At 37.7% G+C, this 26,948-nt stretch carries 26 protein-coding genes; 20 read left to right on the top strand and 6 right to left on the bottom strand.

The genetic code is table 11. The features are described from left to right. Positions 1-26 precede the first annotated feature (26 nt). From OQZ33_RS06245 to OQZ33_RS06185, 13 genes are all read left to right on the top strand, one after another. On the top strand, positions 27-932 hold the full coding sequence (locus OQZ33_RS06245) for a sugar phosphate isomerase/epimerase family protein (protein WP_265798193.1): 906 nt from the start codon (positions 27-29) through the stop codon (positions 930-932). 254 nt (positions 933-1,186) lie between these two features. Further along, positions 1,187-1,771: a gluconate 2-dehydrogenase subunit 3 family protein gene (locus OQZ33_RS06240; protein WP_265798192.1), complete on the top strand. Its 585-nt coding sequence runs from the start codon at positions 1,187-1,189 to the stop codon at positions 1,769-1,771. A 26-nt stretch (positions 1,772-1,797) separates the two neighbouring features. Beyond that, positions 1,798-3,498, top strand: coding sequence for a GMC oxidoreductase (locus OQZ33_RS06235; protein WP_265798191.1), 1,701 nt, complete (start codon positions 1,798-1,800; stop codon positions 3,496-3,498). Between the two features lie 69 nt (positions 3,499-3,567). Then, positions 3,568-4,725: a Gfo/Idh/MocA family protein gene (locus OQZ33_RS06230; RefSeq protein WP_265798389.1), complete on the top strand. Its 1,158-nt coding sequence runs from the start codon at positions 3,568-3,570 to the stop codon at positions 4,723-4,725. A gap of 8 nt (positions 4,726-4,733) precedes the next feature. Further along, a complete protein-coding gene (locus tag OQZ33_RS06225; RefSeq protein WP_265798190.1) occupies positions 4,734-5,792 on the top strand; it encodes a sugar phosphate isomerase/epimerase family protein in 1,059 nt (352 codons plus the stop codon). Between the two features lie 13 nt (positions 5,793-5,805). Beyond that, complete coding sequence (locus OQZ33_RS06220) at positions 5,806-6,189, top strand: c-type cytochrome (protein WP_265798189.1); 384 nt, start codon at positions 5,806-5,808, stop codon at positions 6,187-6,189. Between the two features lie 31 nt (positions 6,190-6,220). Beyond that, positions 6,221-7,678, top strand: a complete 1,458-nt coding sequence (locus tag OQZ33_RS06215; protein ID WP_056851659.1) for a Gfo/Idh/MocA family protein — start codon at positions 6,221-6,223, stop codon at positions 7,676-7,678. Positions 7,679-7,735: 57 nt separating this feature from the next. After that, on the top strand, positions 7,736-8,416 hold the full coding sequence (locus tag OQZ33_RS06210; protein ID WP_265798188.1) for a 3-keto-disaccharide hydrolase: 681 nt from the start codon (positions 7,736-7,738) through the stop codon (positions 8,414-8,416). A gap of 89 nt (positions 8,417-8,505) precedes the next feature. Next, positions 8,506-9,747, top strand: a complete 1,242-nt coding sequence (locus tag OQZ33_RS06205; protein WP_265798187.1) for a nucleoside permease — start codon at positions 8,506-8,508, stop codon at positions 9,745-9,747. Positions 9,748-9,813: 66 nt separating this feature from the next. Continuing rightward, positions 9,814-10,605 (top strand): hydroxypyruvate isomerase family protein, encoded by a 792-nt coding sequence (locus tag OQZ33_RS06200; RefSeq protein WP_265798186.1) that lies wholly within the window; start codon positions 9,814-9,816, stop codon positions 10,603-10,605. A gap of 9 nt (positions 10,606-10,614) precedes the next feature. Continuing rightward, positions 10,615-11,487, top strand: coding sequence for a sugar phosphate isomerase/epimerase family protein (locus OQZ33_RS06195; protein ID WP_265798185.1), 873 nt, complete (start codon positions 10,615-10,617; stop codon positions 11,485-11,487). Between the two features lie 11 nt (positions 11,488-11,498). Beyond that, positions 11,499-12,368: a sugar phosphate isomerase/epimerase family protein gene (locus OQZ33_RS06190; protein WP_265798184.1), complete on the top strand. Its 870-nt coding sequence runs from the start codon at positions 11,499-11,501 to the stop codon at positions 12,366-12,368. Between the two features lie 316 nt (positions 12,369-12,684). Next, positions 12,685-12,906, top strand: a complete 222-nt coding sequence (locus OQZ33_RS06185) for a hypothetical protein (protein WP_265798183.1) — start codon at positions 12,685-12,687, stop codon at positions 12,904-12,906. A gap of 64 nt (positions 12,907-12,970) precedes the next feature. Here OQZ33_RS06185 and OQZ33_RS06180 read toward each other — a convergent pair whose 3' ends face one another. After that, on the bottom strand, positions 12,971-13,303 hold the full coding sequence (locus OQZ33_RS06180) for a FlgD immunoglobulin-like domain containing protein (protein ID WP_265798182.1): 333 nt from the start codon (positions 13,301-13,303) through the stop codon (positions 12,971-12,973). Beyond that, entirely contained in the window at positions 13,300-13,977 is a 678-nt protein-coding gene (locus OQZ33_RS06175; RefSeq protein WP_265798181.1) for a lamin tail domain-containing protein, read from the bottom strand. Before OQZ33_RS06175 ends, OQZ33_RS06180 begins: the two co-directional genes overlap by 4 nt. 49 nt (positions 13,978-14,026) lie before the next feature. Here OQZ33_RS06175 and OQZ33_RS06170 point away from each other — a divergent pair, with 49 nt between their 5' ends. The 6 genes from OQZ33_RS06170 to OQZ33_RS06145 all read left to right on the top strand — a co-directional run bounded on the left by OQZ33_RS06170 (position 14,027) and on the right by OQZ33_RS06145 (position 20,259). Next, positions 14,027-15,016, top strand: coding sequence for an aspartate-semialdehyde dehydrogenase (locus OQZ33_RS06170; protein WP_056851652.1), 990 nt, complete (start codon positions 14,027-14,029; stop codon positions 15,014-15,016). A 137-nt stretch (positions 15,017-15,153) separates the two neighbouring features. Beyond that, on the top strand, positions 15,154-16,251 hold the full coding sequence (locus OQZ33_RS06165; RefSeq protein ID WP_322975021.1) for an ATP-binding protein: 1,098 nt from the start codon (positions 15,154-15,156) through the stop codon (positions 16,249-16,251). Between the two features lie 9 nt (positions 16,252-16,260). Continuing rightward, complete coding sequence (gene dacB / locus OQZ33_RS06160; protein WP_265798179.1) at positions 16,261-17,667, top strand: D-alanyl-D-alanine carboxypeptidase/D-alanyl-D-alanine-endopeptidase; 1,407 nt, start codon at positions 16,261-16,263, stop codon at positions 17,665-17,667. A gap of 2 nt (positions 17,668-17,669) precedes the next feature. Next, positions 17,670-18,029, top strand: coding sequence for a hypothetical protein (locus OQZ33_RS06155; protein WP_265798178.1), 360 nt, complete (start codon positions 17,670-17,672; stop codon positions 18,027-18,029). Between the two features lie 37 nt (positions 18,030-18,066). Continuing rightward, the gene (locus OQZ33_RS06150) at positions 18,067-19,191 is read left to right on the top strand and encodes an alpha/beta hydrolase-fold protein (protein ID WP_265798176.1); all 1,125 of its coding nucleotides are present in this window, start codon (positions 18,067-18,069) and stop codon (positions 19,189-19,191) included. A gap of 66 nt (positions 19,192-19,257) precedes the next feature. Beyond that, positions 19,258-20,259: an FAD:protein FMN transferase gene (locus OQZ33_RS06145; RefSeq protein ID WP_265798175.1), complete on the top strand. Its 1,002-nt coding sequence runs from the start codon at positions 19,258-19,260 to the stop codon at positions 20,257-20,259. Positions 20,260-21,182: 923 nt separating this feature from the next. On the opposite strand, the gene OQZ33_RS06140 is transcribed toward OQZ33_RS06145, so the two are convergent. The 3 genes from OQZ33_RS06140 to OQZ33_RS06130 are packed head-to-tail and all read right to left on the bottom strand — an operon-like array spanning position 21,183 to position 25,346. Further along, on the bottom strand, positions 21,183-23,372 hold the full coding sequence (locus OQZ33_RS06140) for a PepSY domain-containing protein (RefSeq protein WP_265798174.1): 2,190 nt from the start codon (positions 23,370-23,372) through the stop codon (positions 21,183-21,185). 11 nt (positions 23,373-23,383) lie between these two features. Further along, positions 23,384-23,869 carry a DUF2271 domain-containing protein gene (locus OQZ33_RS06135; RefSeq protein ID WP_265798173.1) on the bottom strand — a complete coding sequence of 162 codons (486 nt, stop codon included), beginning with the start codon at positions 23,867-23,869 and terminating at the stop codon, positions 23,384-23,386. A 4-nt stretch (positions 23,870-23,873) separates the two neighbouring features. After that, the gene (locus OQZ33_RS06130; protein ID WP_265798172.1) at positions 23,874-25,346 is read right to left on the bottom strand and encodes an ankyrin repeat domain-containing protein; all 1,473 of its coding nucleotides are present in this window, start codon (positions 25,344-25,346) and stop codon (positions 23,874-23,876) included. Positions 25,347-25,584: 238 nt separating this feature from the next. On the opposite strand from OQZ33_RS06130, the gene OQZ33_RS06125 reads away from it, so the two are divergent. Continuing rightward, on the top strand, positions 25,585-26,178 hold the full coding sequence (locus OQZ33_RS06125; RefSeq protein WP_265798171.1) for a dihydrofolate reductase family protein: 594 nt from the start codon (positions 25,585-25,587) through the stop codon (positions 26,176-26,178). A 23-nt stretch (positions 26,179-26,201) separates the two neighbouring features. On the opposite strand, the gene OQZ33_RS06120 is transcribed toward OQZ33_RS06125, so the two are convergent. Beyond that, complete coding sequence (locus OQZ33_RS06120; RefSeq protein ID WP_265798170.1) at positions 26,202-26,888, bottom strand: arylesterase; 687 nt, start codon at positions 26,886-26,888, stop codon at positions 26,202-26,204. Positions 26,889-26,948 lie beyond the last annotated feature (60 nt).

Here is a 26,948-nt window from a genome sequence, read left to right as displayed (position 1 = left end):
GCTCCGGCTTTTTAATTTAACACTTCATGACAACAAGAAAATCATTTCTACAAAAAGCAGGTTTAGCAGCTGCCGCGGCATTTATAAGTCCATCAATTATCACTTCGGCATTGGCACAACAGGCTAAAATTTCGAAAATTGGCATAGGTCTGTTTACGTTAAGAGAGCAACTTACTGCCGACGTTAAAGCCACGATCGAACAGGTGGCCAGAATTGGTTATAATCAGGTAGAAACTTATTACGGATATCCCGGCAAATATGAGGTAAAAGGGTTTTGGGGTTTACCAGCCAAAGATTTTAATCGATTATTGAAAGAAAATAAACTCACTTCGCCTAGCGGGCATTACAATACATCCGAATTTTTATCAAGCGGAGATGATGAAATACTTAAAACACATATTGAAGTGGCACACAGTGTTGGACAAAAATATTTTGTTATTCCTGCCCTTCCAACCGATGTACGAGCAAACGGAACTTTAGATGATTACAAAAGAATGGCTGCTAAATTTAATACTGCAGGCGAACTTTGTAAAAAGGCTGGTTTAAAATTAGCTTACCATAACCATAACTTTGAATATAAAGATCAGGGAAATGGCGCCACTGGCTACGATATTTTGTTAAATGAAACCGATGCCAACCTCGTAGGTTTTGAACTTGATATTTTCTGGGCTGTAGATGCTGGCTTAAATCCTGTAGATTTATTTAAGAAAAATCCTGGGCGTTATAAAATGTTTCATGTTAAGGATATGGATAAACAAGATAAAAGTGTTTTCGCCGAGGTAGGTTCAGGAAGAATTGATTTCAAAAGTATTTTTGCGGAGTCGAAATTGGCGGGCGTAGATTATATTTTTACCGAACAAGATTTGATTAAAAAAGACGTTTACCAAAGTATAACTGAGAGTTACAACTATGTCAAAAACAACTTGATTTAGCCTAGGCATTCTTTTTACAAGTGAATATTACTTTTATATATAGATATTGTATAATTCACACGAAGCATAGAACAAAGAAAAACACCAAATAAACGTTAGTGAGACGGTCATAATCACTTATTTAGAACAATTCTATGTAGTAACAATCGCATTGCAGATTGTTAAATTAAACAATCAGATTTGATTATTACGCCATATTTTTTCTAATATTACTCATTCAACGCATAAAGAACCAATATAAAAAATATACAACGATGCACAGAAGAGAAGCACTCAAAAACGTCGCATTTTTACTTGGAGGAGCGATATCTGCAAGCACAATGGGCGTTCTATTCGAAAGTTTTACGCTCCCTGAAAACGAAAAAAACTTTGTATCATTCTCTGTTCAGGACGAAAAAATCTTTGCTGAATTTGCGAACATTATCGTGCCCACCACTAAGTCATCTCCGGGTGCCAAGGCTGCTGGTTTAGGCAAATTTATTCCGATGATGATGAAGGATTGTTATCCAGCTAAAATGCAAACATCATTTGCAAAGGGCTTTGAGCAACTTCAGGAAAAAGCAATGAAAGATTTTGGAAAAAATTACATGAGCTTAAGTGTTGCAGAACGCACCAAACTAATGGTGGATTTAAGACTCATGTCTATCGCTCAAAAAGAAACCAAAGCACCTGAAAACGAAGATCTGGCTTACTTCTTTATCACAGCCAGAGATTTAACTTTACTAGGCTATTACGCTTCAGAAATTGGTTGTACACAAGCTCGTGAATACATCCTTGTTCCCGGAAGGTATGACGGAAGTGCACCATTAAAACCTGGACAAAAATCTTGGGCAACCTAATTTCTAAACTACAACAACAAAACATCATGAATTTAAATACAAATTTAAAAGCAGAAAATACTTACGATGCTATTGTTATAGGATCGGGGATTAGTGGCGGCTGGGCTGCAAAAGAACTTACCGAAAAAGGACTAAAAGTACTCATGCTCGAAAGAGGAATGAACATCGAGCACATTACCGGTTATGAAAACGCGATGAAAAGCCCTTGGGAATTTCAGCATGCAGGTAAATTAACCGAAGAACAAAAACGTACACACCCTGTACAAAAAAGAGATTATCCTTATCAGGAAGCCAATGAAAAATGGTGGGTGAACGATTTGGAATGTCCTTATACGGAAGATAAGCGTTTCGACTGGTACCGCGGTTTCCATGTAGGTGGAAAATCATTAATGTGGGGCCGCCAAAGTTATCGTTTTAGTGATCATAACTTTGAAGATAACGCCAAAGACGGCCACGGAAACGATTGGCCAGTACGTTATAAAGAATTATCTCCATGGTATGATTACGCAGAGCGATTTGCAGGGATCAGTGGATCAAAAGAAAACTGGCCACTTTGTCCGGATGGAGAATTTCTTCCTCCAATGGATATGAACATTGTAGAAAAATCTGTTAAAAAACGTATTGAGGAAGCTTACAACAGAGAACGTATCATGATGATCGGTCGTGTAGCTAACCTTACCGTTCCGCATAAAGGCCGCGGTAATTGCCAATACAGAAATTTATGTAGCCGTGGTTGCCCTTTTGGAGCATATTTCTCTACGCAATCTTCTACCCTACCGGCAGCAATGGCTACCAAACGCTTAACACTTAGACCATATTCTATCGTAAACCACATTATTTATGATAAGGATACTAAGAAAGCAAAAGGAGTAATGGTAATCGATGCACAAACCAATGAAACAATGGAATTCTACGCGAAAATTGTTTTCGTTAATGGTTCTACATTGGGTACAACATTTATTTTATTAAACTCTACCTCAGATGCTCATCCAAACGGTTTGGGTAATGCAAGTGGTCAGTTAGGTCACAACTTAATGGATCACCATTTCCGTTGTGGTGCCAATGGCGAAGCAGAAGGTTTCGATGATAAATACACTTATGGCCGCCGTGCAAATGGAATTTATGTTCCACGCTACCAGAATATTGGTAACGACAAACGCGATTATTTACGTGGTTTCGGTTATCAAGGCAGTGCAAATAGAAGTAACTGGCAAAGCGATGTGGCCGAATTATCATTTGGTTCAGGCTTGAAAGAGAAAATGACCAAACCCGGTAAATGGACCATGGGCTTAGGTGGTTTTGGTGAAATGTTACCTTACTACGAAAATAAAGTATACATCGATAAAACTAAAAAAGACAAGTGGGGACAGCCAGTATTAGCCATTGATTGCGAGTACAAAGAAAACGAGAAGAAAATGCGAGTTGATATGATGAATGATGCTGCTGAAATGTTAGAAAAAGCAGGATTAAAAAACATCAAAACATTCGACAACGGCTGTTATCCAGGCATGGCTATCCATGAAATGGGAACGGCTAGAATGGGCAACGATCCAAAAACTTCAGTGCTTAACAAGTGGAATCAAATGCATGAAGTGAGCAACGTTTTCGTAACAGACGGAGCTTGTATGCCATCAATCGCTTGTCAAAATCCATCCTTAACTTTTATGGCATTAACCGCCCGTGCAGCAGATTATGCTGTAAAAGAGCTAAAGAAAAATAATATATAAATTGGTTATAAGTTGTAAGTTATAGGTTTTACGTAAAACCTATAACTTACAACTTACCACTTTTTAATGATGAAGAGAAAATTAAGAATGGGCATGATAGGCGGCGGTAAAGACGCGTTTATCGGTGCTGTACATCGCCTGGCTGCGAACATGGATGGTTTAATCGAACTTTCTGCCGGAGCCTTAAGTGTAAATCCCGAAGTTGGGTACGAATCCGGAAAACTATTGTTCCTTCCGGATAACAGAATATATAGCAATTACGAAGAGATGATCAAAGCAGAAAGCGAATTGCCTGCTGATGAAAAAATTGACTTCGTAACGATTGTAACCCCGAATTTCGCACACTTTGCGCCAGCAATGATGGCCTTAGAACACGGCTTTAATGTGGTGATAGAAAAACCAATGACATTAACGTTAGAAGAAGCGAAACAGCTGAAAGCAAAGGTTGATGAAACTGGATTAACGCTTTGTTTAACCCATACTTATTCGGGTTACCCGATGGTTAAGCAAGCCAAACAAATGGTTGGCGAAGGTGCTTTAGGCGAAATCAGAAAAATTATTGTTGAATACCCCCAAGGTTGGCTTAGTACTTTATCAGAAAGAGAAGGAAATGCACAAGCCGCTTGGAGAACTGATCCCTCTAAAACAGGGAAAAGCGGTAGCATGGGCGACATTGGCACCCACGCTGCTCATCTTGCCGAATATATTTCTGGTTTGCAGATTACTAAAATTTGTGCCGATTTAAATATCGTTGTTCCCGGGAGAGCCATTGATGATGACGGAAACGTTTTATTGAAATTTGATAACGGATCAAACGGAGTTTTAATCGCATCGCAAATTGCTGCTGGTGAGGAAAATGCCTTAAAAATTAAGCTATATGGAGAAAAAGGTGGCTTAGAGTGGCACCAAATGGAGCCAAATACCTTAATTGTAAAATGGTCTAACGCTCCTGCTCAAATTTACAGAACAGGAAACGGTTACATGGGCAGTTTTGCACAACACAATACCCGTACACCTGGTGGGCATCCAGAAGGTTACCTAGAAGCCTTTGCTAATATCTATAAAAACTTCGCCTTAACGGTAAATGCAAAACTAAATAATGAACAGCCTACTGCAGAAATGCTTGATTTTCCAAATGCGGAAGACGGAATTCGTGGAATGGCATTTATTGAAAACGTAGTAGATTCGAGTAAATCCGATCAGAAATGGTGGGATTATAAATTTTAAAATTAAGCATGACAACTTTAAAAGGACCCGGAGTATTTTTAGCGCAATTTATTAGTGATGAAGCGCCCTTCAATTCTTTGGATCATATTTGCCAATGGGCTGCCGGGCTAGGATTTAAAGGTATTCAAATGCCGACTTTGGATGCCAGATTTATCGATCTTCAAAAAGCTGCAGAAAGCAAGACTTATGCTGATGAGCTGAAAGGTACTATTGCTTCTTATGGTTTAGAAATCACAGAACTTTCTACACATTTACAGGGTCAGTTGGTGGCTGTGCACCCGGCATACAACGATTTATTCGATGCTTTTGCACCAAAAGAAGTTCATGGCAATGCAAAAGCCAGAACCGAGTGGGCAGTTCAACAAATGAAATATGCAGCTAAAGCTTCGCAAAACTTGGGTTTAAATGCACATGCTACATTTAGCGGTTCTTTGCTGTGGCAATATTTTCATCCATGGCCACAAAGGCCTGCCGGTTTAGTAGAAGAAGGATTTGCAGAATTGGCAAAGCGATGGACACCAATATTGAACGAGTTTGACCATTGCGGGGTTGATGTTTGCTATGAAATTCATCCTGGGGAAGATTTATTTGATGGAGAAACTTATGAAATGTTCCTTGCAGCGGTAAATAATCATCCTCGGGCATGCTTATTGTATGATCCATCTCACTTTGTGTTGCAGCAATTGGATTACATTCAGTACATTGATTTTTATCACGAAAGAATTAAAGCCTTTCATGTTAAAGATGCTGAGTTTAATCCGACAGGTAAACAAGGTACTTTTGGTGGATACCAGAGTTGGGCCAACCGAGCAGGTAGATATCGGTCTCCTGGCGATGGGCAAGTTGATTTTAAAACCATTTTCAGTAAATTAGCGCAATACGACTTTAAAGGTTGGGCCGTTATGGAATGGGAATGTTGCATTAAAAATCAAGAAGATGGTGCTCGCGAAGGTTCTGAATTTATCCAGAAACACATTATCAACGTAACGGACAAAGCATTTGATGATTTTGCAGCATCGGGCAGTGATAGCGCTTTCAACAAGAAAATATTAGGATTACAAGATTAACAACACACACACAATGAAAAAAACATTTTTAGGTTTAGGCGCAATAGTAATACTTATGGCGTCTTTTTCAAGCGCAGATTTAGAGAAGGAGAAAATGGTGATTGCAACGGCTAGTTCAACCAATCATGAGCTTCAAATGAGTGCAGGCGAGAAATTGATTAACAAATCAGATTGTATTGGCTGCCACAACAAAGTGAATAAAATTATCGGTCCCTCATATACTGAGATCGCTAAAAAATATCCAGCTACAGAAAAAAATATCAATTACCTGGCTGATAAAATTATTAAAGGTGGTACAGGGGTTTGGGGTACTATGCCAATGACAGCTCACTCTACACTTAAACCAGCAGATGCTAAATTGATGGTTAAATACATTCTTTCGTTGAAGAAAAAATAAGCTAAAATCCCTATTAAACTTCAGATACTAAATGAAAACAGATCAAGAAAATAAAAGCACAACTAACCGCCGTGATTTTATTAAAACAAGCGCCATAGCTGCAGCTGCATTTATGATCGTTCCACGCCATGTTTTGGGTGGACCGGGCTATTTAGCTCCAAGCGACCGTTTAATTATTGCCAGTATTGGTGTTGGTGGCAAAGGCCAGAGCGACATTAATATGTTTGCTAAAAGTGGAAAAGCCGATATTGCTTACCTATGTGATGTAGATGACCGCAGGGCAGCAACAAGCGTTAAAAATTTCCCTAAAGCAAAATATTATAAGGATTATCGTGAGATGTTAGATAAAGAGCATAAAAATTTCGATGCAGTATCTATCTCTACTCCCGATCATAACCATGCTATCCAGGCACTAGCAGCGATGCAATTGGGTAAACATGTATATGTTCAAAAACCTTTAACACATGATATTTATGAAGCCCGTATTTTAACTGCCGCTGCAAAGAAATATAAGGTGGTAACTCAAATGGGTAACCAGGGTGCATCAAACGATGGTCCCCGTCAAATGAAAGAATGGTACGAGGCCGGGTTAATAGGTGATGTACATACGGTTTATGCATGGACTGATCGTCCGGTTTGGCCTCAAGGTATTCCCTGGCCTGCTAAAAAGGCTGATATCCCAAAAGAATTAGACTGGAATTTATGGCTAGGTACCGCTCCTGAAAAAGATTTCGTAGATAAATTAGTTCCTTTTAATTGGCGTGGCTGGTGGGATTATGGAACAGGTGCATTAGGTGATATGGGTTGCCACTTAATTGAGGCTCCGTTTAGTGTACTGAATTTAAAATATGCAAAAGAGGTTGAGGCAAGTGTGGGTTCTGTTTACGTTGATGAATTTAAACGTGGATATTTCCCTGAAAGCTGCCCTCCATCTAGCCATGTTACTTTAAAGTTCCCTAAAACAGACAAAACCAAAGGTGATGTTACTTTGCATTGGATGGACGGCGGAATTCAGCCAGAACGCCCAGCAGAACTTGAAGCAAATGAAACATTTGGCGATGGTGGTAACGGTACCTTATTTATCGGTACAAAAGGCAAAATGATGTCTGAAACTTATAGTGCAAACCCTAAATTATTGCCTTTAAGCAGAAACAAAGACATTAAAGTTAAAGAAAAATATGCCCGTGTAAAAGATGGCGCAAATGGTCATTATGCGCAATGGGTTGATGCCGCAATTGCAGGTTATGGAAAACAGGAAGTAAGTTCTCCATTCGAAATCGCTGGTCCGCTAACGGAAGCACTATTGATGGCAAACCTGGCCATTAGAAGTTTCGATATCAAGAAAAATGTAAACGGCAAAAACACCTATCCTGGAAGATACATGAAAATGCTTTGGGATAACGATAATATGAAAATTACCAATTTCGATGAAGCAAATCAATTTGTAAAACGCGAATACCGTTCTGGTTGGAATAACTTAACTCTTTAATTTGATTACAGACCTCGCAGCTTTTGATAATCTACGAGGTCTATTCACATACACACAATGAAAAAACTCGTTCTATCTGCCTGCATTTTGTTGGCAGTTACTCAAATTTCTCAGGCTCAAAAAGGTTTTAAGCCTTTATTTGATGGAAAAACAACAATAGGCTGGCACACGTATAATAAAACGAACGTAGGCAGCGCATGGCAAGTTCAAGATGGTGCCTTACACCTGGATCCTAAAACTAAAGGAAAAGAGGGCGGTGGCGATTTAGTTACCGATAAAGAATATAAAGATTTTCACTTGAAATATGAGTGGAAAGTAGCTCCAAAAGCAAATAGCGGACTTATTTTCTACGTACACGAGGAACCAAAATATCATGCTACCTACTCTACAGGTTTAGAGATGCAGGTGTTAGATAACGATGGTCATCCTGATGGAAAAATCACTAAACACCGTTCTGGTGATTTATATGACTTGGTTAAAAGTAAATCAGAGCCTGTTAAACCCGTTGGTGAATGGAACAAAGCAGAAATCATCAGCAAAAAAGGAAATTTAATTTTAGTTTTAAACGGCGTTGAAGTGGTAAAAACCACCCTTTGGGATGAAAACTGGAAAAACCTAATTGCAGGAAGCAAGTTTGCTAAATGGGAAAACTGGGGAACTTACAGATCAGGAAAAATTGCATTGCAAGATCATGGCGATGAAGTTTGGTACAAAAACATTTCAATAAAAGAACTATAACAAAGTGGAAAGTAAAAAGTAGAAAGTAAAAATTTAAACCTTTATACCACTTTGAACTTTTCAGCCTCAACATTCAACTTAAAAACCAAATGAATAGCACTACTCGCTTTAAACTTTCTACCATGATGTTCCTGGAATTCTTTGTCTGGGGAGCTTGGTTTGTAACGCTGGGAACCTTCCTGGGTAATAACTTAAAAGCTTCGGGAGCAGAAACTGGAGCAGTATTCTCAACTCAATCATGGGGTGCTATTATCGCACCATTTATTGTAGGTTTAATTGCCGATCGATACTTCAATGCAGAGAGAATTTTAGGCGTGTTGCACATTATTGGAGCAATATTGATGTATCAAATGTATAATGCAACCGACATAAGCGTCTTCTATCCTTATGTACTTGGTTACATGATCATCTTCATGCCTACGTTGGCGCTAGTAAATTCGGTATCCTTTAATCAAATGAAAGATCCTGAAAAGGAATTTTCTTCTATTCGTATTTGGGGAACCATTGGCTGGATTGCAGCAGGTTTGCTCATTAGCTATTATTTCCACTGGGATTCGAAAGAGGGAACTGAAAGCGGTTTGCTAAAAAACACCTTTGCAATGGCTGGAATTGTTTCACTTGTTTTAGGCTTATTTAGTTTTGCGTTGCCAAAAACGCCACCTAAAGTATCATCAAACGAGAAAATAAAAGTGGGAGATTTAATTGGTTTAGACGCATTAAAGTTGTTAAAAGATAGAAACTTTTTAATTTTCTTTATCTCTTCCATTTTAATCTGTATTCCATTGGCATTTTACTATCAAAATGCTAATCCTTTCCTATCAAATATCGGAATGGATAATCCTACAGGAAAAATGACCATCGGTCAAGCATCAGAAGTGATTTTCTTATTATTTATTCCAATTTTCTTCAAACGCTTTGGCTTCAAAATGACCATTTTAGTAGGTATGTTAGCTTGGGCAGTTCGTTACGCATTGTTTGCTTACGGAAACGCCGGAGAATTAAGTTTCATGCTCATCTTAGGTATTGCGCTTCACGGGGTATGTTACGATTTTTTCTTTGTTTCGGGCCAAATTTATACCAATTCTAAAGCTGGAGAAAGATTTAAAAGTTCGGCTCAGGGTTTAATTACTTTAGCCACATATGGTGTTGGTATGCTTATAGGTTTTGCGGTTGCGGGAAAAATATCTGACGCGTATAAAGCTGTTGACGGCACAATGGATTGGAAAATGATTTGGATCATTCCTGCAGGAATTGCTTTAGTCGTATTCATCCTCTTTGCACTAACTTTCAACGATAAAACGAAATCAGAAATAGACGCTAAAGCCATTTAATCTTATTCAAAATAGTTAACTAAACACCGATTGTTAGATCACAGTCGGTGTTTGTTTATTTAACACATGGAATCACTAATGCAAAACCATCCGTTAAAAGGCAATATCAATCACTCGGTTTGCCGTTGGTGTTTTAACGATTTCAGTTTGGATGAACTTTGCATTGAGGGTAAAAAAATGGGGCTTACCGGCATCGACCTGGTTGGCCCAGAAGATTGGCCGATATTGAAAAAGCATGGTTTAAAGTCGTCGATGTGTAATGGTGCCGAAATTAATTTAGTTGATGGCTTTAATGACAAACAATTTCATAAAACCTTGATCAACAATTATTCGGAAATGATTCCATTGGTTGCCAAAGCAGGTTATAAAAACTTAATTTGTTTTAGTGGTAATAGAAGAGGCATCGATGATGAAACCGGTTGGAATAATTGTGTAGAAGCGTTAAAACAACTCATTCCTTTGGCAGAGCAACATCAAGTAATGCTGGTGATGGAATTGCTCAACAGCAAAATCGATCATCAAGATTATCAATGCAGTAAAACCGCATGGGGAGTTGAACTTTGTAAGCGATTAGATTCTGAAAACTTCAAATTACTTTACGATATTTACCACATGCAGGTAGATGAAGGAGATGTAATTTCAACCATTAAAAATAACCATCAATACTTTGCGCACTATCACACTGCAGGCGTACCAGGCAGAAACGAGATTGATGAAACGCAAGAACTGAATTATCCTGCCATCGTGAAAGCCATTGCAGAAACCGGCTTTAAAGGTTTTGTAGCACAAGAGTTTATTCCTAAAAATGCAGATCGAATGGCCTCATTAAAGCAAGCTGTTTCAATTTGCGATATTTAATCAATTAATATGTTATCAAGAAAAAGTTTTATCATCAACAGCTGTTTAGCAATTGCAACAGTAATTTTAGCTCCATCAATTGGATGCGTAGCGCAAAAGAAAGCAGTAGGATTGCAATTGTATTCATTAAGGGCTGAGTTGCCAAAAGATGTAAAAGGCACTATCGAAAAAGTAGCTAAAGCTGGTTTCACGGAAGTTGAACTTTACGGTTTTTCTATCAAAGATCAATTTTGGGGCATGAACCCAATTGAGTTTAAGAAACTTTTAGATGCCAACGGCTTAAAAGCACCAAGTGGACATTACGGCTTGGGAAGTTACTTAACTGATGGCAATACTGCCGAACTAGAGGAGGCAATTGTTGCTGCAAAGATATTGGGTAGCGAGTATGTAACCATTCCATGGTTGGATCAAAGCATCAGAAAAACTGCTGAAGATTATAAAAAAATTGCCGCAAAAATTAATGTGGCAGGTAAAATGTGTAAAGATGCTGGCCTAAGATTGGCTTATCATAACCACGATTTCGAATTCCAGAAACTTGGAGAAACTACTGGTTATCAAATCTTATTAAACGAAACAGACAAAAATTTAGTTGATTTCGAATTGGATTTATATTGGGTAGTTCGCTCTGGAAACGATCCAATTAAGTTGTTTACTGATAATCCAGGTCGTTTCACCATGTGGCATGTAAAAGACATGGATAAAACAAATCCGGCATTAAACACCGAAGTTGGTTCGGGCAGCATTAACTGGAAACCGATTTTTGCAGATGCAAAACTGTCAGGGATGAAACACTTCTTTGTTGAACATGAAACAAACTATAAGCCAAATCCAATGGAATCTGTTGCGGCTAGTTGTGCATATTTGAAAAAGAATATTTTATAACTTTAATTTCTATGAACGCTAGACGAACTTTCTTAAAACAAGCCGGCCTAATGGCAGGTGCTTCTTTGGTTATCCCTTCTTTCGCTTTTGATAAAGTGAATAAAACAGTGGGGCTTCAGCTCTACACACTGCGTGATGAACTACCAAAAAATGTACAAGGCGTAATGGAGAAAGTTGCCGAGGCGGGATATAAGGAAGTAGAAACTTATGGTTTTGCCGATGGAAAATTCTGGGGCTTAACCCCAAAAGAATTTAAAGCTTTGCTTAAGGCAAACGGCTTAAAAGCACCCAGCGGACATTATTTAATGGATGCATTTTCTAAAAACGGCAATACCGACAAATTGAAAGCCGACATAGAAGCAGCCGCAATTATTGGCGGAAAATATTTCACCATTGCGGGTGCCCAGGTGGATACTAAGAAAGGTATTGATGGTTTTAAAAAGACTGCTTCTGATTTTAATAAAGTTGCCGAACTGGCAAAAAATGCTGGCTTGAAATTCGCTTATCATAACCACGATTTCGAATTTAAAAAATTAGGTGATATTACAGGTTACGATGTTTTTTTAACTGAAACTGATAAAAATCTTGTCAATTTTGAACTTGATTTATATTGGGTTGCTCGCTCAGGAAACGATCCGTTGGCTTTATTTAAAAAGTATCCGGGTCGTTTCCCCATGTGGCATGTTAAAGACATGGATAAAGCCAAGCCTGAACAGAATACAGAAGTTGGCAAAGGTTCAATTGATTTTAAATCAATTTTTGTCGAAGCTAAATTATCAGGCATGAAGCACTTTTTTGTAGAGCATGAAAATAATTACAATCCAAATCCGATAGGCTCAATCAAAACGAGCTGCGATTATATTAAGGCAAATTTGATATAGTCTGTTGAGGGTTTATATGATTATGGTGTATTAGTTTTATTGTTATAAATCGTATTTTTGTTAAAACTATAATGGATTATAGATATTGCAGCAAAATATAAAATTGTAGAAGGTATTATTCAAACCGATAACGATTTAGTTTTAAAAGAAATTGAATCGCTTTTAGGGCTTTACAACGAAGATTTCTCGAAACATTTACCAGAGGAATTGAAAAATCAGATTAATGAAGCGAAATCCGAATTGACTGAAGGAAAAGGCATTCCCCACGAAATCGTAATGCAAGAAATAACTAAATCTTTCATGAACAAGTAGCTTTATGCACGCAATAATTTGGTCGCCTATTGCAAAAACTTCCTATATTGAAATCCACGATTTTCTGGATGAAAATTTGACCATGAAAGAAATCAAATCTTTCATCACCCGTACCGAAAGATTGTTAATATTAATTTCTAATAATCCGAACTTATTTCAATATTCCAAGGATTCAGATACCTTCAGGTGTGTAATCGTTCCACATGTAAGTCTTTTTACACCTTAAGAAATCAGAACATTGAGCTATTGACATTTTGGGATAACAGAAAAGATCCTAAAAAACGACCGCTTTAATCCAGCTTCCGGGCCAATACACACGTTTTTTTGATCCGTTTCGTATTTCCATTTAAATCGAAAATCTCAAACAAAATAACGTAGATGCCCACAGCGGCTTTCTCCCCGTTCTCTCCTACTCCATCCCAGGTTAAATTCCCATTTGTACCAATGGTTTGGTTTTTTAGTAATTGCCTCACTAATTTTCCTTTATCATTGTAAATGTTAACCGTAGCTAAACTTTCGTTCGCAGCAAGTTGATATTGGAGTATCATCAAATCCTCAAAGTTATCGCCATCAGGTGAAAAAGTTTTAGATATAAAGCGAGCGAAATTTTCATCGTCAGTCAATTCTTGAGAATTCCTATAAGTTGGTGTGGCGAAACCCGAGTAGCCGCTGCTGATTTAAAATTACCCGCTTCGTTTGCGCCGGCATTAAATGAAACACGCCCCAGAGAAATCCCGTCTCCATCCTGAATTAAAGGATGATGAGTTTTCGAATTGTAGTCCAACCGATCTAGCACCTGATTATTGCTCAATAAAATGACCACTCCTTTATCATTGTTAAATGCGGGCAAACTACTAATCTGCACAAATTGATTTGGAAACTTTGTTTGGTAATTTATCTTGATATTCACTTGATTGGTGGTAACTACCCAATAACTTCCTGGCGCTATCATCAGCTTTGCCGAAGAGACATTTTTAATGCTTGCAGGTTCCCCAGCAGCATTTGCGTTTGCCAGCTGTAATTCCATCAAATCAATTCCGTGATCAGAATTATTGTATATCTCAACAAAATCAACTCCTCCCAATCTCGGATTAAATAAAATTTCAGAAATCAGAATATCGCCTTTGCTGATAATATTAAATGGATTTCTCTGTTTAATACTTATAAGGGTTTTCTTGGCGAACGTTGGGATGGAAAACGTGTCATTGCCTATAAATTCCGTAGAAAATATAGGACTTAGAAGATCAACCGTAAATTTAAAGAATAACAATAGGAATATAAGCGTAATTTTTACCATATTTGGGCTTATATCAAATGTTTAATAAATATAATAATTAAAATCTAAAATGAAAGTAGCAGTTGTAGGTGCAACCGGATTGGTTGGTACCGTTATGTTAAAAGTATTGGAGGAGAGAAATTTCCCTTTAACAGAGTTAATTCCCGTGGCATCAGAAAAGAGTGTTGGTAAGGAGATTACTTTTAAGGGTAAGAAGTTCCCAATCGTTAGCATGGACACTGCAATTGGCATGAGACCAGATATCGCTCTTTTCTCTGCCGGAGGTAATACTTCATTAGAGCATGCACCTCGTTTCAAAGAAGCTGGAACAACCGTTATCGATAACTCTTCGGCATGGAGAATGGACCCTGCGGTTAAATTAATCGTTCCGGAGGTTAATGCGCACGAGCTTTCTATCGACAATAAAATTATTGCTAATCCAAACTGTTCTACCATTCAAATGGTAGTGGTTTTAAAACCATTGCACGATAAATACAAAATTAAACGTGTGGTGGTTTCTACATATCAATCGGTTACCGGAACGGGCGTTAAAGCTGTTGAACAATTAATGAATGAGCGCAAAGGCATTGACGGCCCGAAAGCTTATCCTTATGAAATCGATTTAAATGTGCTTCCTCATATCGACGTTTTCATGGAGAATGGTTATACCAAAGAAGAAATGAAAATGGTGAAGGAAACCAATAAAATCATGAGCGATAACAACATTAAAGTTACGGCGACAACTGTTCGTATTCCGGTAATGGGCGGTCACTCAGAATCGGTTAACATCGAATTTGAAAACGATTTCGATTTAGCTGAAGTGCGTAGTATTTTAGAAAAATCACCTGGTATTATCGTTGTTGATGATGTAGCAAACTTAAAATACCCAATGCCAAAAGATGCACATGAGAAAGATGAGGTTTTTGTTGGTCGTATTCGTAGAGATGAATCAGCGCCGAAAGCTTTAAACCTTTGGATTGTTGCAGATAATTTGCGCAAAGGTGCTGCAACCAACGCAGTTCAAATTGCAGAGTACTTAATTCAAAAAGAATTAGTTTAAAAATAAACTCCTTCCTTGAACTTGTTTCAAAGTCTTATTTATAAGGTGCTGGAATAAGTTCAGCATAACAACTATATAAAAAGCGATGTGAATAAACACATCGCTTTTTTAAAAGAAAAAGTTATCGTAATTCAGTTATTAAATCAAAGTTTTTTAAAGGAAAAGCCATTATTTTAACTGGTGCAAGGCAAGTAGGTAAAACAACCTTATTAAAAGAATTAGTTAAAGAAACTGGATTACCATCTATTTTTTTAAATTGCGATGAGGCCGAAGTTCGTAATACACTAGAAAACACAAGCTTTGAAAGACTTAAATCGATTATCGGGAATAATAAAATAATTTTTATTGATGAGGCACAAAGAGTAGGTGGGATTGGATTGACTTTAAAAATAATAGTTGATAATTTCATTGATATACAGTTACTGGTAACGGGTTCGTCTTCATTGGAACTAGCTACGGGAATAAAAGAACCGCTTACAGGCAGGAAATTTGAGTACAACCTCTTCTCTTTTTCAATATCAGAATTGGCGAATAACAAAAATTTATTAGCTGAAGAACAGGCCTTGGAAAAGAGATTGATTTATGGCAGTTATCCTGATGCCATCAACTATCCTGGTGAAGAAAAAGAACTGTTATTGAATTTAACAAACAACTATTTATTTAAGGATATTTTATCATTAACCAGCATCCGAAAACCGCTACAGTTAGAAAAATTGGTTCAGGCGTTGGCTTTACAGATGGGAAATGAAGTTTCTTACCAAGAACTTGGGCAAATTATCGATGCAGATAAACAAACGGTAGAAAAGTATATCGATTTGTTAGAACAATGCTTTATAATTTTTAAGCTTACAGCTTTCAGCAAAAATCTTCCAAACGAGATAAAAAAGAGCAGAAAAATATATTTTTATGATAATGGAATCCGAAATGCTATAATCCAAAATTTTAGCCCATTGGGATTAAGACAGGATACAGGAGCACTATTTGAAAATTATATTATATCAGAATACATAAAAAGGAACAACAACAAAAGAAAATTTGCTAAATATTATTTCTGGAGAAGTTTTCAGCAACAAGAAATAGATTTGATTGAAGAAGTTGACGGAGGTATCAATGCAATGGAAATTAAATGGAACGAAAACAAAAAAGTTAAATTTCCAACTACTTTTACAGATGCTTATTTTATAAACACAACAGCTGTTATTAATAAAAAAAACTATTCGAGCTTTTTAATGTAAATATTTACAATGAAGATATTTAAACTAACCATAATCTTAATTGCGCTATCTTTTCAATCTTTTGCCCAAAACAAAATTCAAAACCTCGAAAAAGCTTTCAATAATTTATTAGCAGATGAGCAGGCGAAACATGCCATCCTATCAATCTGTGTGTTAGATGCTAATAGCGGCAAAACACTGTTTGCAAAGAATGAGCAAATTGGTTTGGCTACTGCATCAACATTGAAAACGATTACCGCAGCCACCGCTTTTAGTATTTTAGGCAAAGACTTCCAATTTCAAACTACCTTAGCCTACACTGGAAACATCACAAGTGATGGCACTTTAAAAGGAAATCTTGTGATTATAGGAAGTGGCGATCCCACGCTTGGCTCCTGGCGTTATCAAAATAAAGAAAATGCAGTTTTAACACAATGGGTTGCTGCTGTCAAAGCTGCAGGAATTAAAAAAATTGAAGGTTCGATTATTGGTGATGATAGAGTTTTCGGAACACAAACTACGCCAGAAGGCTGGGTTTGGCAAGATATAGGAAACTATTACGGCGCAGGCACTTCAGGTTTATCCTGGAGAGAAAATCAGTTCGACATTCATTTACGTCCGGGCGCTAGCACAGCTGATGAAGCTAAAGTAATAAAAACTGTACCTGAAACGCCCTATATTAAGTTGGTAAATGAGTTGAAAACCGGTGCTTCTGGAACTGGTGATCGAAGTTATGCCTTTCTGCCGCCATACAGCAATGTAGCTTATTTACGTGGTAGTTGGGGAATGGGTATTGGCAAATCCGGTATCTCTGTTGCCACACCTGATCCCGCCTTTGATTGTGCTTATCGGTTACAGGACACCTTGAAGAAATTGGGAATTTCAACAAGTTTGGACGCTACAACAGCAAGGCTCCTCGCTTTAAATAATCAGCCTATTTCCTCTCTAAGCCAAAAAATAAGCACCATTAGTTCACCAGCGTTGAGCGAAATCAGTTATTGGTTTTTAAAGAAAAGCATCAATTTATACGGCGAAACTTTGCTGAAAACAATTGCCGTAAAATCAGGAAAGCCAGCGACAACCGCCAAAGGTGCAGAAACAGAAATTAATTATTGGGCAGCAAAAGGAATCGATAAAACAGCTTTGAACATCATCGATGGTAGCGGACTTTCTCCTGGCGATAGAGTAACTACCTCGGCAATGGCCAACATTCTATTCCAGATTCAAAAAGAAAGCTGGTTTACCGATTTTCATAAAGGTTTACCAGAATACAATGGCATGAAAATAAAAAGTGGAACAATAAATGATGTTTCTGCTTTTGCAGGCTATCATACCGATACTGCCGGAAATAAATATGTAATTGTGATTAATATCAACAACTACAGTGGAAGTGGAATTAACAAAAAACTTTTCAATGTTTTAAACCAACTAAAATAATTATGCCCTATTTTATCAAAAACCTTCAAACTGTAGATGGATTGATCTCAAATTTGTACGGAAATATCTCTGTTGAGGAAATGACGAAAACAATTGTTTACCATTTAGAACAACAAGGATATAAAGTACAAGACCAAGGTTTTGGTAATTTAATTTTAGAGAAAGGCAGCAGAATACAACGCATTTTGCTGGGAGCGTTTGTAAAATATTTTAAATTCAGCGTGAGCATGACACCTGCGGAAAAAAATGAACTAGTGGTTAATATTTTTCAGCAAACTAGCGGTATGTCGGGTGGTTTAATAGGGATGAATCAAGTTAAAACTGAATTGGCCAGGTTAAACTTCGTTTTCGCCAATCTTTAAATTTTAGTTTTCAATTGATTACACCACCAAACTTATTATGACTGGAAGGCTATTCATCATTATTCTGCTCTTACCGGTCACTTCAATCGCACAGGTTAAGGTATTGCTAAATGTTAGTGTTCCTCAGAAAACACAACATACGCTCTTCATTGCTGGCAGTTTTAACGACTGGAATCCAAAAAGTGAAGCTTCCATTTTAAAGGAAAAAGGTAGTCTTACTTATGTAATCGAGTTAAATTTGCCAAAAGGAAATCATGAGTTTAAAATTACCCGAGGAAGCTGGGATAAAACTGAATGCCAAAAAAATGGCACATCAGTAGCAAACAGAATTTTAAATTTGAATGTTGATACTGTAATGGATATAGAGATTGCAAATTGGTCGGATAATTTTAAGCAGGTTAAAGAAAAATACCATTTTGGCGACCATGTTCATCTTGTCGATTCTGCTTTTTACATGCCACAGTTGAATAAACATCGCCAGATTTGGATCTATTTGCCTAAAGGCTATTCTAAGTCTAACAAGCGTTATCCTGTAATTTATATGCAGGACGGTCAGAATTTATTTCATGCCAATCCGCCAAGAGCCGATGAATGGGCAGTTGATTCGATCATGGACAGCCTAATTCGTGAAGGATCAAAAGAAATGATCGTTGTAGGAATAGATCATGGGGGCAAGGATAGGCTAAAAGAATACAATCCTTACGACAGTCAATACGGCAAAGGCGAAGGAAAAGAATATGTTTCCTTTTTAGTGGAAACATTAAAGCCTCACATCGACTCGAACTACCGAACACTGAAAGATTTTGCAAACACTTCAATAGCCGGCAGCTCAATGGGTGGCTTAATTTCCATGTACGCCATTGCACGGTATCCAAAAACATTTGGTTCGGCTGGAGTTTTTAGTCCGGCGTTTTGGTTAGCCCCGCAAATTTATACAGAAGTGACTACTAAATTGAATGGCTTAAAAGGCAAGAAGATATTTTTTGTTGCTGGAGATAAAGAAGGAGCTACGATGGTTCAGAACACGAAAAAGATGTATGATATCTTGAACTCCGAAGAAAAGAATCATAATATTGTTTTTTTGGAGAAAGAAGATGGAAAGCATACCGAATGGTTTTGGCATCGTGAGTTTGTCCCTTTTTATCAATTCATAGCAAAATAATAGTTCAGATCAGATATTATAGCTTTCTAATTTTCAGTAACTCTTTACTATTTAAATATCATATCATTGAAAAGCAGCTTTATCATTTTCTTGGTCCTCTTCCAATTTACAGCATCAGCGCAAGTATTAAAGAAACGAACCACCTTGTTGATGGGTAGTAAGTTCGAAATTACGATTGTAGCTAAAGATGCCCTAACCGCCACACAAAACATTGATAGTGTGATCGCAGAAATCAGCCGCATTGAATACTTAATTTCAGACTGGAAACCAGAAACACAAATTTCGAAAGTAAATAGAAATGCGGGAATAAAACCTGTAGAAGTTGACAAGGAAGTTTTTGATCTCACCAAAAGAGCGCTTAACCTTTCAAAAATAACAAACGGTGCATTTGATATTAGTTTTGCAGCCATGGATAGGATTTGGAAATTTGATGGATCGATGACAGTCATGCCTGATGATGAAACTGTAAAAAAATCGGTTGAAAAAGTAGGTTATGAAAACATTATTCTTGATAGTTTAAATTCGACAATCTTTTTAAAATTAAAAGGGATGAAAATTGGTTTTGGAGCATTGGGTGAAGGCTACGCTGCAGATCGATGTAGAAATATGATGCTTGCGAAAGGGATAAAGGCAGGCATTGTAAATGGATCTGGCGACATGAGTACCTGGGGGAAACCACCTAAAGCAAAACATTGGGTAATAGGAATTACCAATCCATTTAATAAAGACAGTCTTTTCGCGGTAGTGCCACTAAAAAGTGCTGCCGTGGTCACCTCAGGAAGCTATGAAAAATTTGTGGTGTTAGATGGAAAACGCTATTCTCATATCATCAATCCTGTTACAGGCTACCCAGCCACAGGTTTAACGAGCGTAACCGTGTTTGGACCCGATGCTGAATTTGCCAATGGTTTTAGTACCTCGATGATGGTTCTAGGGAAAGATAAAGCACTCAAACTGATCAAAGCCTATCCGAATTACAGTTGTATAATGTTCGGTGATGATGGAAAGGTTTATCATTCCGAAAATATCAGTGAGAAATTGCTTAAGAAGTGGAAGAAGGGAATATAGGCATTGGAAGTAACCAGGTTTTCCGCATTTTTGCGGAGATTAGCTGAGGGTTAATTCATTTCATAAAAATTAGTGTTTCGGTATGTGAGGACACAGAACCAGGCGTTTGAAGGGAATATAAATTAAGACATCTGGAAATCATTAGGCTTTCGCATTTTTTCGGAGCCTAGCTGAGGGTTAATTTATTTCATTAACCTATATTGAGGACTTTTCTCCCATTGTCTGTGTCCCCACAGACCATTACTGATTTGTTAGTGTTTCGGTCTGTGAGGACACAGACCGAGGCATTAGAGATTAAAATGCCTTTTACAATAGCTGTGCGCATTTTACAAGAAAGATCGTCATTGCAAACCCAAACTTGTATGAGGTTTTCCCCATGGTCTGTGTCCCTACAGGCCATTACATGTTTGTTGGCGTTTCGGTCTGTGAGGACACAGACATAGGCGTTAGAGATTAAAATGCCTTTTACAATAGCTGTTCGCATTTTTCAAGAACGATCGTCATTGCGGAGGAGTTTTTCACCACTGCGGCAATCTTACCATTTACGCCGTAAATCCTGCCACAATTTGCTTAAGAAAAATAAGAAAGAGGCAGCTAAAAGGGTTTAAATCACTAAATCTTAAAACCCTGTCTTCTGGAGAGGGGTGCTAAAATATTTGCCCAACTAATGCTTTCATTTTACCTCACCCCCGCCCTCTCCTTGAGGAGAGGGAGCTTTGGGCGGCTATAGCGTATGCCAAAAAACCCTCCGCCAAAACCCATTTCACACAGCCCAATACGCCATTGCGAACACGGACTTTTGCGAGTGAAGCAATCTTTCTTACCTAAATAGGTTGCTTTACCGAACGGTCTTGACAAGCTGTACCTCAATCACAGAAGCGCTGCTAACCAATGCTTTCTAGAAATATTAATCGAACTCCAGACTAATAACAATCCATTAAAATCTGACCTCGCGATTGATAGTAACTGATACTTTTTTGCTGGTCTTGCTGACATAATTGATCCAACAACTCGATCACATCTTTCTGCATACTTAAAGACCCACAAAGCATAATCACTCCGTTATCTCTTAATGTTTGGCAAACAACCGACTGGTCTTTTAAAAGAAGATCTTTAACATATTGTTTTTCTCCCTCTCTAGAATAGGCTACATGTAGCGAAGTGAGCAAATTGGCTTCTTTATTGATCGCATTTTCGTAAAGTGTAAACGACGCTTTGTTTCTAAAACCACAGTACAGATGAATATCCTGCACTCTTCCTTGCTGATCTATCATACCTAAAAACGGCGCTATACCCGTTCCGTTTGAAACCATGATTACCGTTTTTGCTTTAGCAGGAAAATGAAAATGTGTATTCTTAACAACCGCAGCCCTGAATTTCTCATCGATTTTAAGATCGTGCAAAAAACCCGAGCCTAAACCTCCTTGATGAAGTTTAACGCTTAACTGAACATCTTTATCCATTTTACCAATGGAATATAAACGTTCTCGATGATCGTTTGCCGGGTAAACAGCTAATAAATCACCAGAAGTAAATTTAGTTTTTTTAAGAGGCTTTAAGCGGATAATGAATGAAGTATCCTCATGGCTTGAAACTGTTTTATCTACTACTTGAAACTCCTGCGTTTTCGCAGGTTTTGGGGCAAGCAATTTATCAAGAGCACTTAGCTCGATATGAGAAGTCTGTGCCCATAAGTTTGCCCATCGCATAAAATCCTCTGGCGACCGATCGTTTACGGTATGGATTTCGAGCAAGGGTTTTGCCCAATCTTCATGCGCTAAAGCATTGTTAACTTCGTAACCAAACTTGCAAAAATCAGGGTAGGCTTGAGAACCAAAGGCAACTACCGAAAAATCGACAATTGATAATTGTTTATGCTTTTTGAGGAGCGATTTAAACTTCGACGCATTTGTCGGTGCATCTCCCTGACCATAAGTTGCCGCAAAAATTAAAATATGCTCGGCTTTTGGATAAACATTGTAATCATTAAGTTCGGCCATGAAGGCACTTTTCCCATTCTTTAAAAGCTGTTGTTGAATGGCATTGGCAAAACGAAAGGTACTGCCGTTTTCAGAGCCAACCAGTAAAATATATTCTGCCTGATCGAACTTGTATTTGTTTTTGATACCATTACGGCTGCGTTTCCACCAAATTACAAAACCCGAATAAATAAAAAACAAGATATTTGCCGATGCAATGGCTAAAAAAATCGCCCAAATGGCACTTCCCCTACCCGTATGTAAATCCATACTGAGGTTATTAAAAATGGTGGCTTTGGAGTAAGGTTGTTGGGTAATAATTTCTCCGGTGATTTGATTCACGGTAATTTCCCGGTCGCTAAGTTTAAGCGTAAAGTAATCCTCTACATCTTCAGAAAAGGGAAACTCTATTGATTGTAAATCGCTTAATGGGATATTTTTGAAAACCTCAAAATCGCTAACCGATTTGGCAGGATTAGTTTTCAATGCATCGAAATCAATTTTGTACGTTATTTTTTCTTCCTTAATAATTCCAAATCGTTGTAATGAAAGGTAGGTACCAGATAGCGAAATGATGATGATTGGAATTAACAGTAATCGCCCTAAAACAACATGATAATATTGTGCAAATCCATCTTTAACAATCTTTCCGAAAAATTTCTTTAGGCTGCGTTGGCGCTGAATAATCAAAACTGTACCAGATGTTGCAATAAGAAATAACAGAAAGGCGGTAATACCAACAAATAGCCTCCCCAACTCATGTAGAAATAACGACCTATGTAAAGTAGTGGTCCACCTAAAAAATTCATTCTCTTTGGCTACTTTACCAAATGATTTGCCAGTTTTAGGATCGACATAAAAGTTTCCAGACTCCTCATTCGAGTCTGTGCCATTTACTTTTACAAATTGATTGGCATCAATGGTTACGTCAGCAATATCCGTATAGGATTTTTGCAATGTCGGGATGAGCTGGGCAACATTAAGCCTATAGAAATCTTTTGATTTATAAGGCTGAATCTTTTCAGCAACAGGCTTAAATGATAGGATGATACCTGTAACAGAGGCAAGTGCAATAAAAAGAAAAGAAGATACAGCTAAAGCAAGATGGCTGTATCTCCATAACGAAATTGTCATTGAATAAGCTTTTAGTTAGGGCTTAGGCGCACGTACCTAATGTAACCCGTTCCTTCAGTTTTAGCGGCCAAACCTTCAGTAGTTAAGGGAATTTCAGCATCTTTAACATAGTATTTATTGTCTTCAACAGCAGTTTCGAAACGCAACTTGTAACCTTTGTTGATTTTGGCGGTTTCAATATCAAAAGTAGTTACACTTCTATCGCCACCCGTTACCGATGCGCCGGTAACAGCACTGATATTTGTCGGCTTACTTTTATAAGCTTTATGCCATTCTTTTAGGTCAGGATACCATTTCTTATCTGATCCCATCACATAAAGTGTTTTTTCGTAAGCGCCTTTTGCATTGATTAGTGATACCGCGATATAAGCACCTTCACCTGTGTAGTTGGTCATTTGAACCATACATTTGTATTTTGTAGTTTTTTGTGCCGATGATAATTTAGGTACGAATAGAATTAAAGTAAAAGCGAGACACAGTCTATATATGTTATTCATTTTATTATTTCAAAAAGTCGATTGATAATTTATTTTTAGTTAAAAATTCGTTTTCAGTGGCTAAATCGTACGGGGTTTCTTTAAACTCTGTTGCTACATCTTTTTTCGCACCTACAGAAATTAAATATTTCAAAAGCTCGGTATCTTTAGCTGTCATTGCTGCTTTGTGTAAAGCAGTGTAACCTTCTTTATTTTTTACGTTTACGTCTACTTTGTAATCGGCAACCAGTTTTGCTAAAGCCAAATCGTTTTTCGCAACCGCTAAATGATACAAAGTATTGCCATTTGGCTGCACGGCAGCAAGATTAAGACCTTTATCAGTTAATACTTTTAGTTTAGCATTAAAGTCTTCCATACCACGAGGTCCATAAGATTGGAAAAGATAATAAGCCAGGTTATTTCCATCTTTATCGGCACCGTTAATATCAGCACCTTTGCTCAATAGAAGAATAACTGCCTCTGCAGAATTACCACGAACTGCCATTGCCAATGCAGATACACCTTTTGCATTTACCTGATTAACGTTTTTTACATTTTTGGCTAATAACTCCAAGGTAGCTAAATCTCTATTCCCTCCGGCGGCAGCCATAAAGGCAGTGTTGCCTTCTTTATCTGCTGCATTCACATCCACTCCTTTTGATAGGAAATAGTTGATTACTTCTTCTTGCTTCGGTTTACGAGCTACATACGATAAAGCATTTTCTCCATTGCTTCCGATAACAGTTGGCTTTAATTTAAGGCTTTCCAAATATTGAAAAACGGCTATACCGTTTGAACTTCCTCGCCCGCCTTGTGCGGCCATAATAAACGCATTGTCGTTATATTTTACGCCTTTTGCAATCAATTTGTTCATCAACTCGATGTTACCACTTCTTGCCACATAGTTAAAAGCGGTGTTGCCAGCAGCATCGGTACTGTTTAAGCTTAATCCTTTGCCTACAAAATAATCCGTTAAAGCAAAGTTTTTATCATTGGCGATTCCGATTAATAAAGCATTTGCACCATCATGATTCAAATTGGTTTTTACATCTGCACCGTTTGCAATTAAAAGATCGTAAACTTTAGTATCAGCCTGGCCGCCGCCTGCTGCAAAGGTTAATGGAGTGGCGCCATGACTATCCTGAAGATTAACTTTAGCACCATTTTTTAACAGGTGTTCCATCACTGCCACATTTCCTCGAGACGCTGCCCAGAACAGATACGTTCTGCTATCATGCGTAATTTTATTCACATCATTACCAGGTTGCGATAAAAGGTATAAAATCGTTTCCGTTGGCGCATTATTGTTAATAGCCAACACAGTAGCATCAAACGACATTGGGTTTAATTGTGAAGGGTTACTGCCTTTTGCAATTTCTGCCTTAATTGTTGCTAAGTCTGTATTTCCTTTCCAAAAAGACTGATCAAAAAAAGTATTTTTCTGAGCCTGTGCAGTAAACGATGCCATCGCAAGAACAGCAATTAGGATTTTTTTCATTTCTAAGCTTAATAGTTTGATTAACAAATTCGATAGCGCTTTGCAGGGCAAAAGAATTTCGGGCTAAGTTACCAAGAATCATTCTAAATAATGCATTTCAGCTCTATTTATTTAAATTAATTATAATTAGTGAAAGGTTTTATGATGTGGTTTCTCCTATTGAAAAATGGAAACTAGCTTTTCTATTCCTAAAATTCTGGCTAAAAATTTGTAATAAGACTTTTATAAACACTTGATAATGAGAAAAATTATTGTTTTATCCATGATTTCGTTAGATGGAGTAATGCAGGCGCCAGGCGGTCCTAACGAAGACAATGCCGGAGGATTTAAACATGGAGGTTGGGTTGCACCTTTCAACGATGAGATCTCTGGCACAGAAATGCAAAAGAATATGGAAGCGTCTGATATTCTTTTGGGCCGAAAAACCTTTGATATTTTTGCTGGCTATTGGCCAGAGCGAGAACAAGGTTGGCCAGGAATTAACGATGTCAACAAATATGTTTTGTCATCAACCTTAAAACAATCCACTTGGAAAAACACCACTTTCCTTACCAATCTGGAAGATATCAAACAGCTTAAAAACACTAATAGTGGCGATATAAAGATTTGGGGGAGCAGTAAACTTGTTCAATTATTGTTAGCGCACAACTTGGTTGATGAATTTATTATGATGGTCCATCCGGTTATATTAGGTAAGGGTAAACGACTATTTAATGATGAAGCAATCGCGGCTTCATTTCAATTAATAGAAAGTGTTACCAGCAAAAAAGGGGTGATATTTGCCAAGTATAAAAGATTTGGCGAAGTTAAAACTGGAACTGTTTCAGATTAACAATGTTGACATCTGGGTTTTCACTACAAAAGCGGTTTCAACACCACCCAAACGTTTTCAGCTAAAATCTTGTCTCCTTCTGCCGTTGGGTGAATTCCGTCCTCCTGATTTAATTTTGGGATTCCACCGACTTTATCTAACAAAAAAGGAATAAGCGCCATATTATTTTTCTTGGCTAAATCGGGAAATATATTTTTGAAATCATTTGCGTATCTGGCGCCCATACTTGGTGGCATTTGCATACCGGCTAACACCATTTTAACATTTGGATACTTCGCTTTAACGGCATCAATAATATCCTGAAGATTTTTAGTGGTTTGTTTTACAGGCAACCCTCTTAAACCATCATTGGCACCCAATTCCAACACAAATATATCAATGGGCTGTTTCAACAACCAATCTATCCTACCTTTTCCTCCTGCGGATGTTTCTCCACTCAACCCGCCATTAATTACGGTATAAGGTAAATTCAAAGAGTCGATTCTATTCTGAATCAACGCAGGAAAAGCCTCAGTTGGGTCAAGACCATATCCAGCAGTTAAACTGGTGCCGAAAAAAAGGATGGTTTTCTTTTGACTAGCGCTTGCCACTTGCTTTTGGTCAGCCGAATCTAAAGTTTTTTCTTCATTTCCGGTACGGTTATTATTTCCGCAGGAAGCGAATAGGATAGCCAAAACAAATAAACCAATAAAGCGTTTTCGTAACATCATATCTAATTTTTTCTCTAAGTAAAAACCACTATCTTAACAGGAAATGCCGGGGTTATGTTT

It is taken from the genome of Pedobacter sp. MC2016-05 (genome assembly GCF_026239735.1).
GTDB lineage: Bacteria > Bacteroidota > Bacteroidia > Sphingobacteriales > Sphingobacteriaceae > Pedobacter.
Note: the sequence above shows the minus strand (reverse complement) of the source record. Positions and strands in the feature narration are given on the sequence as shown.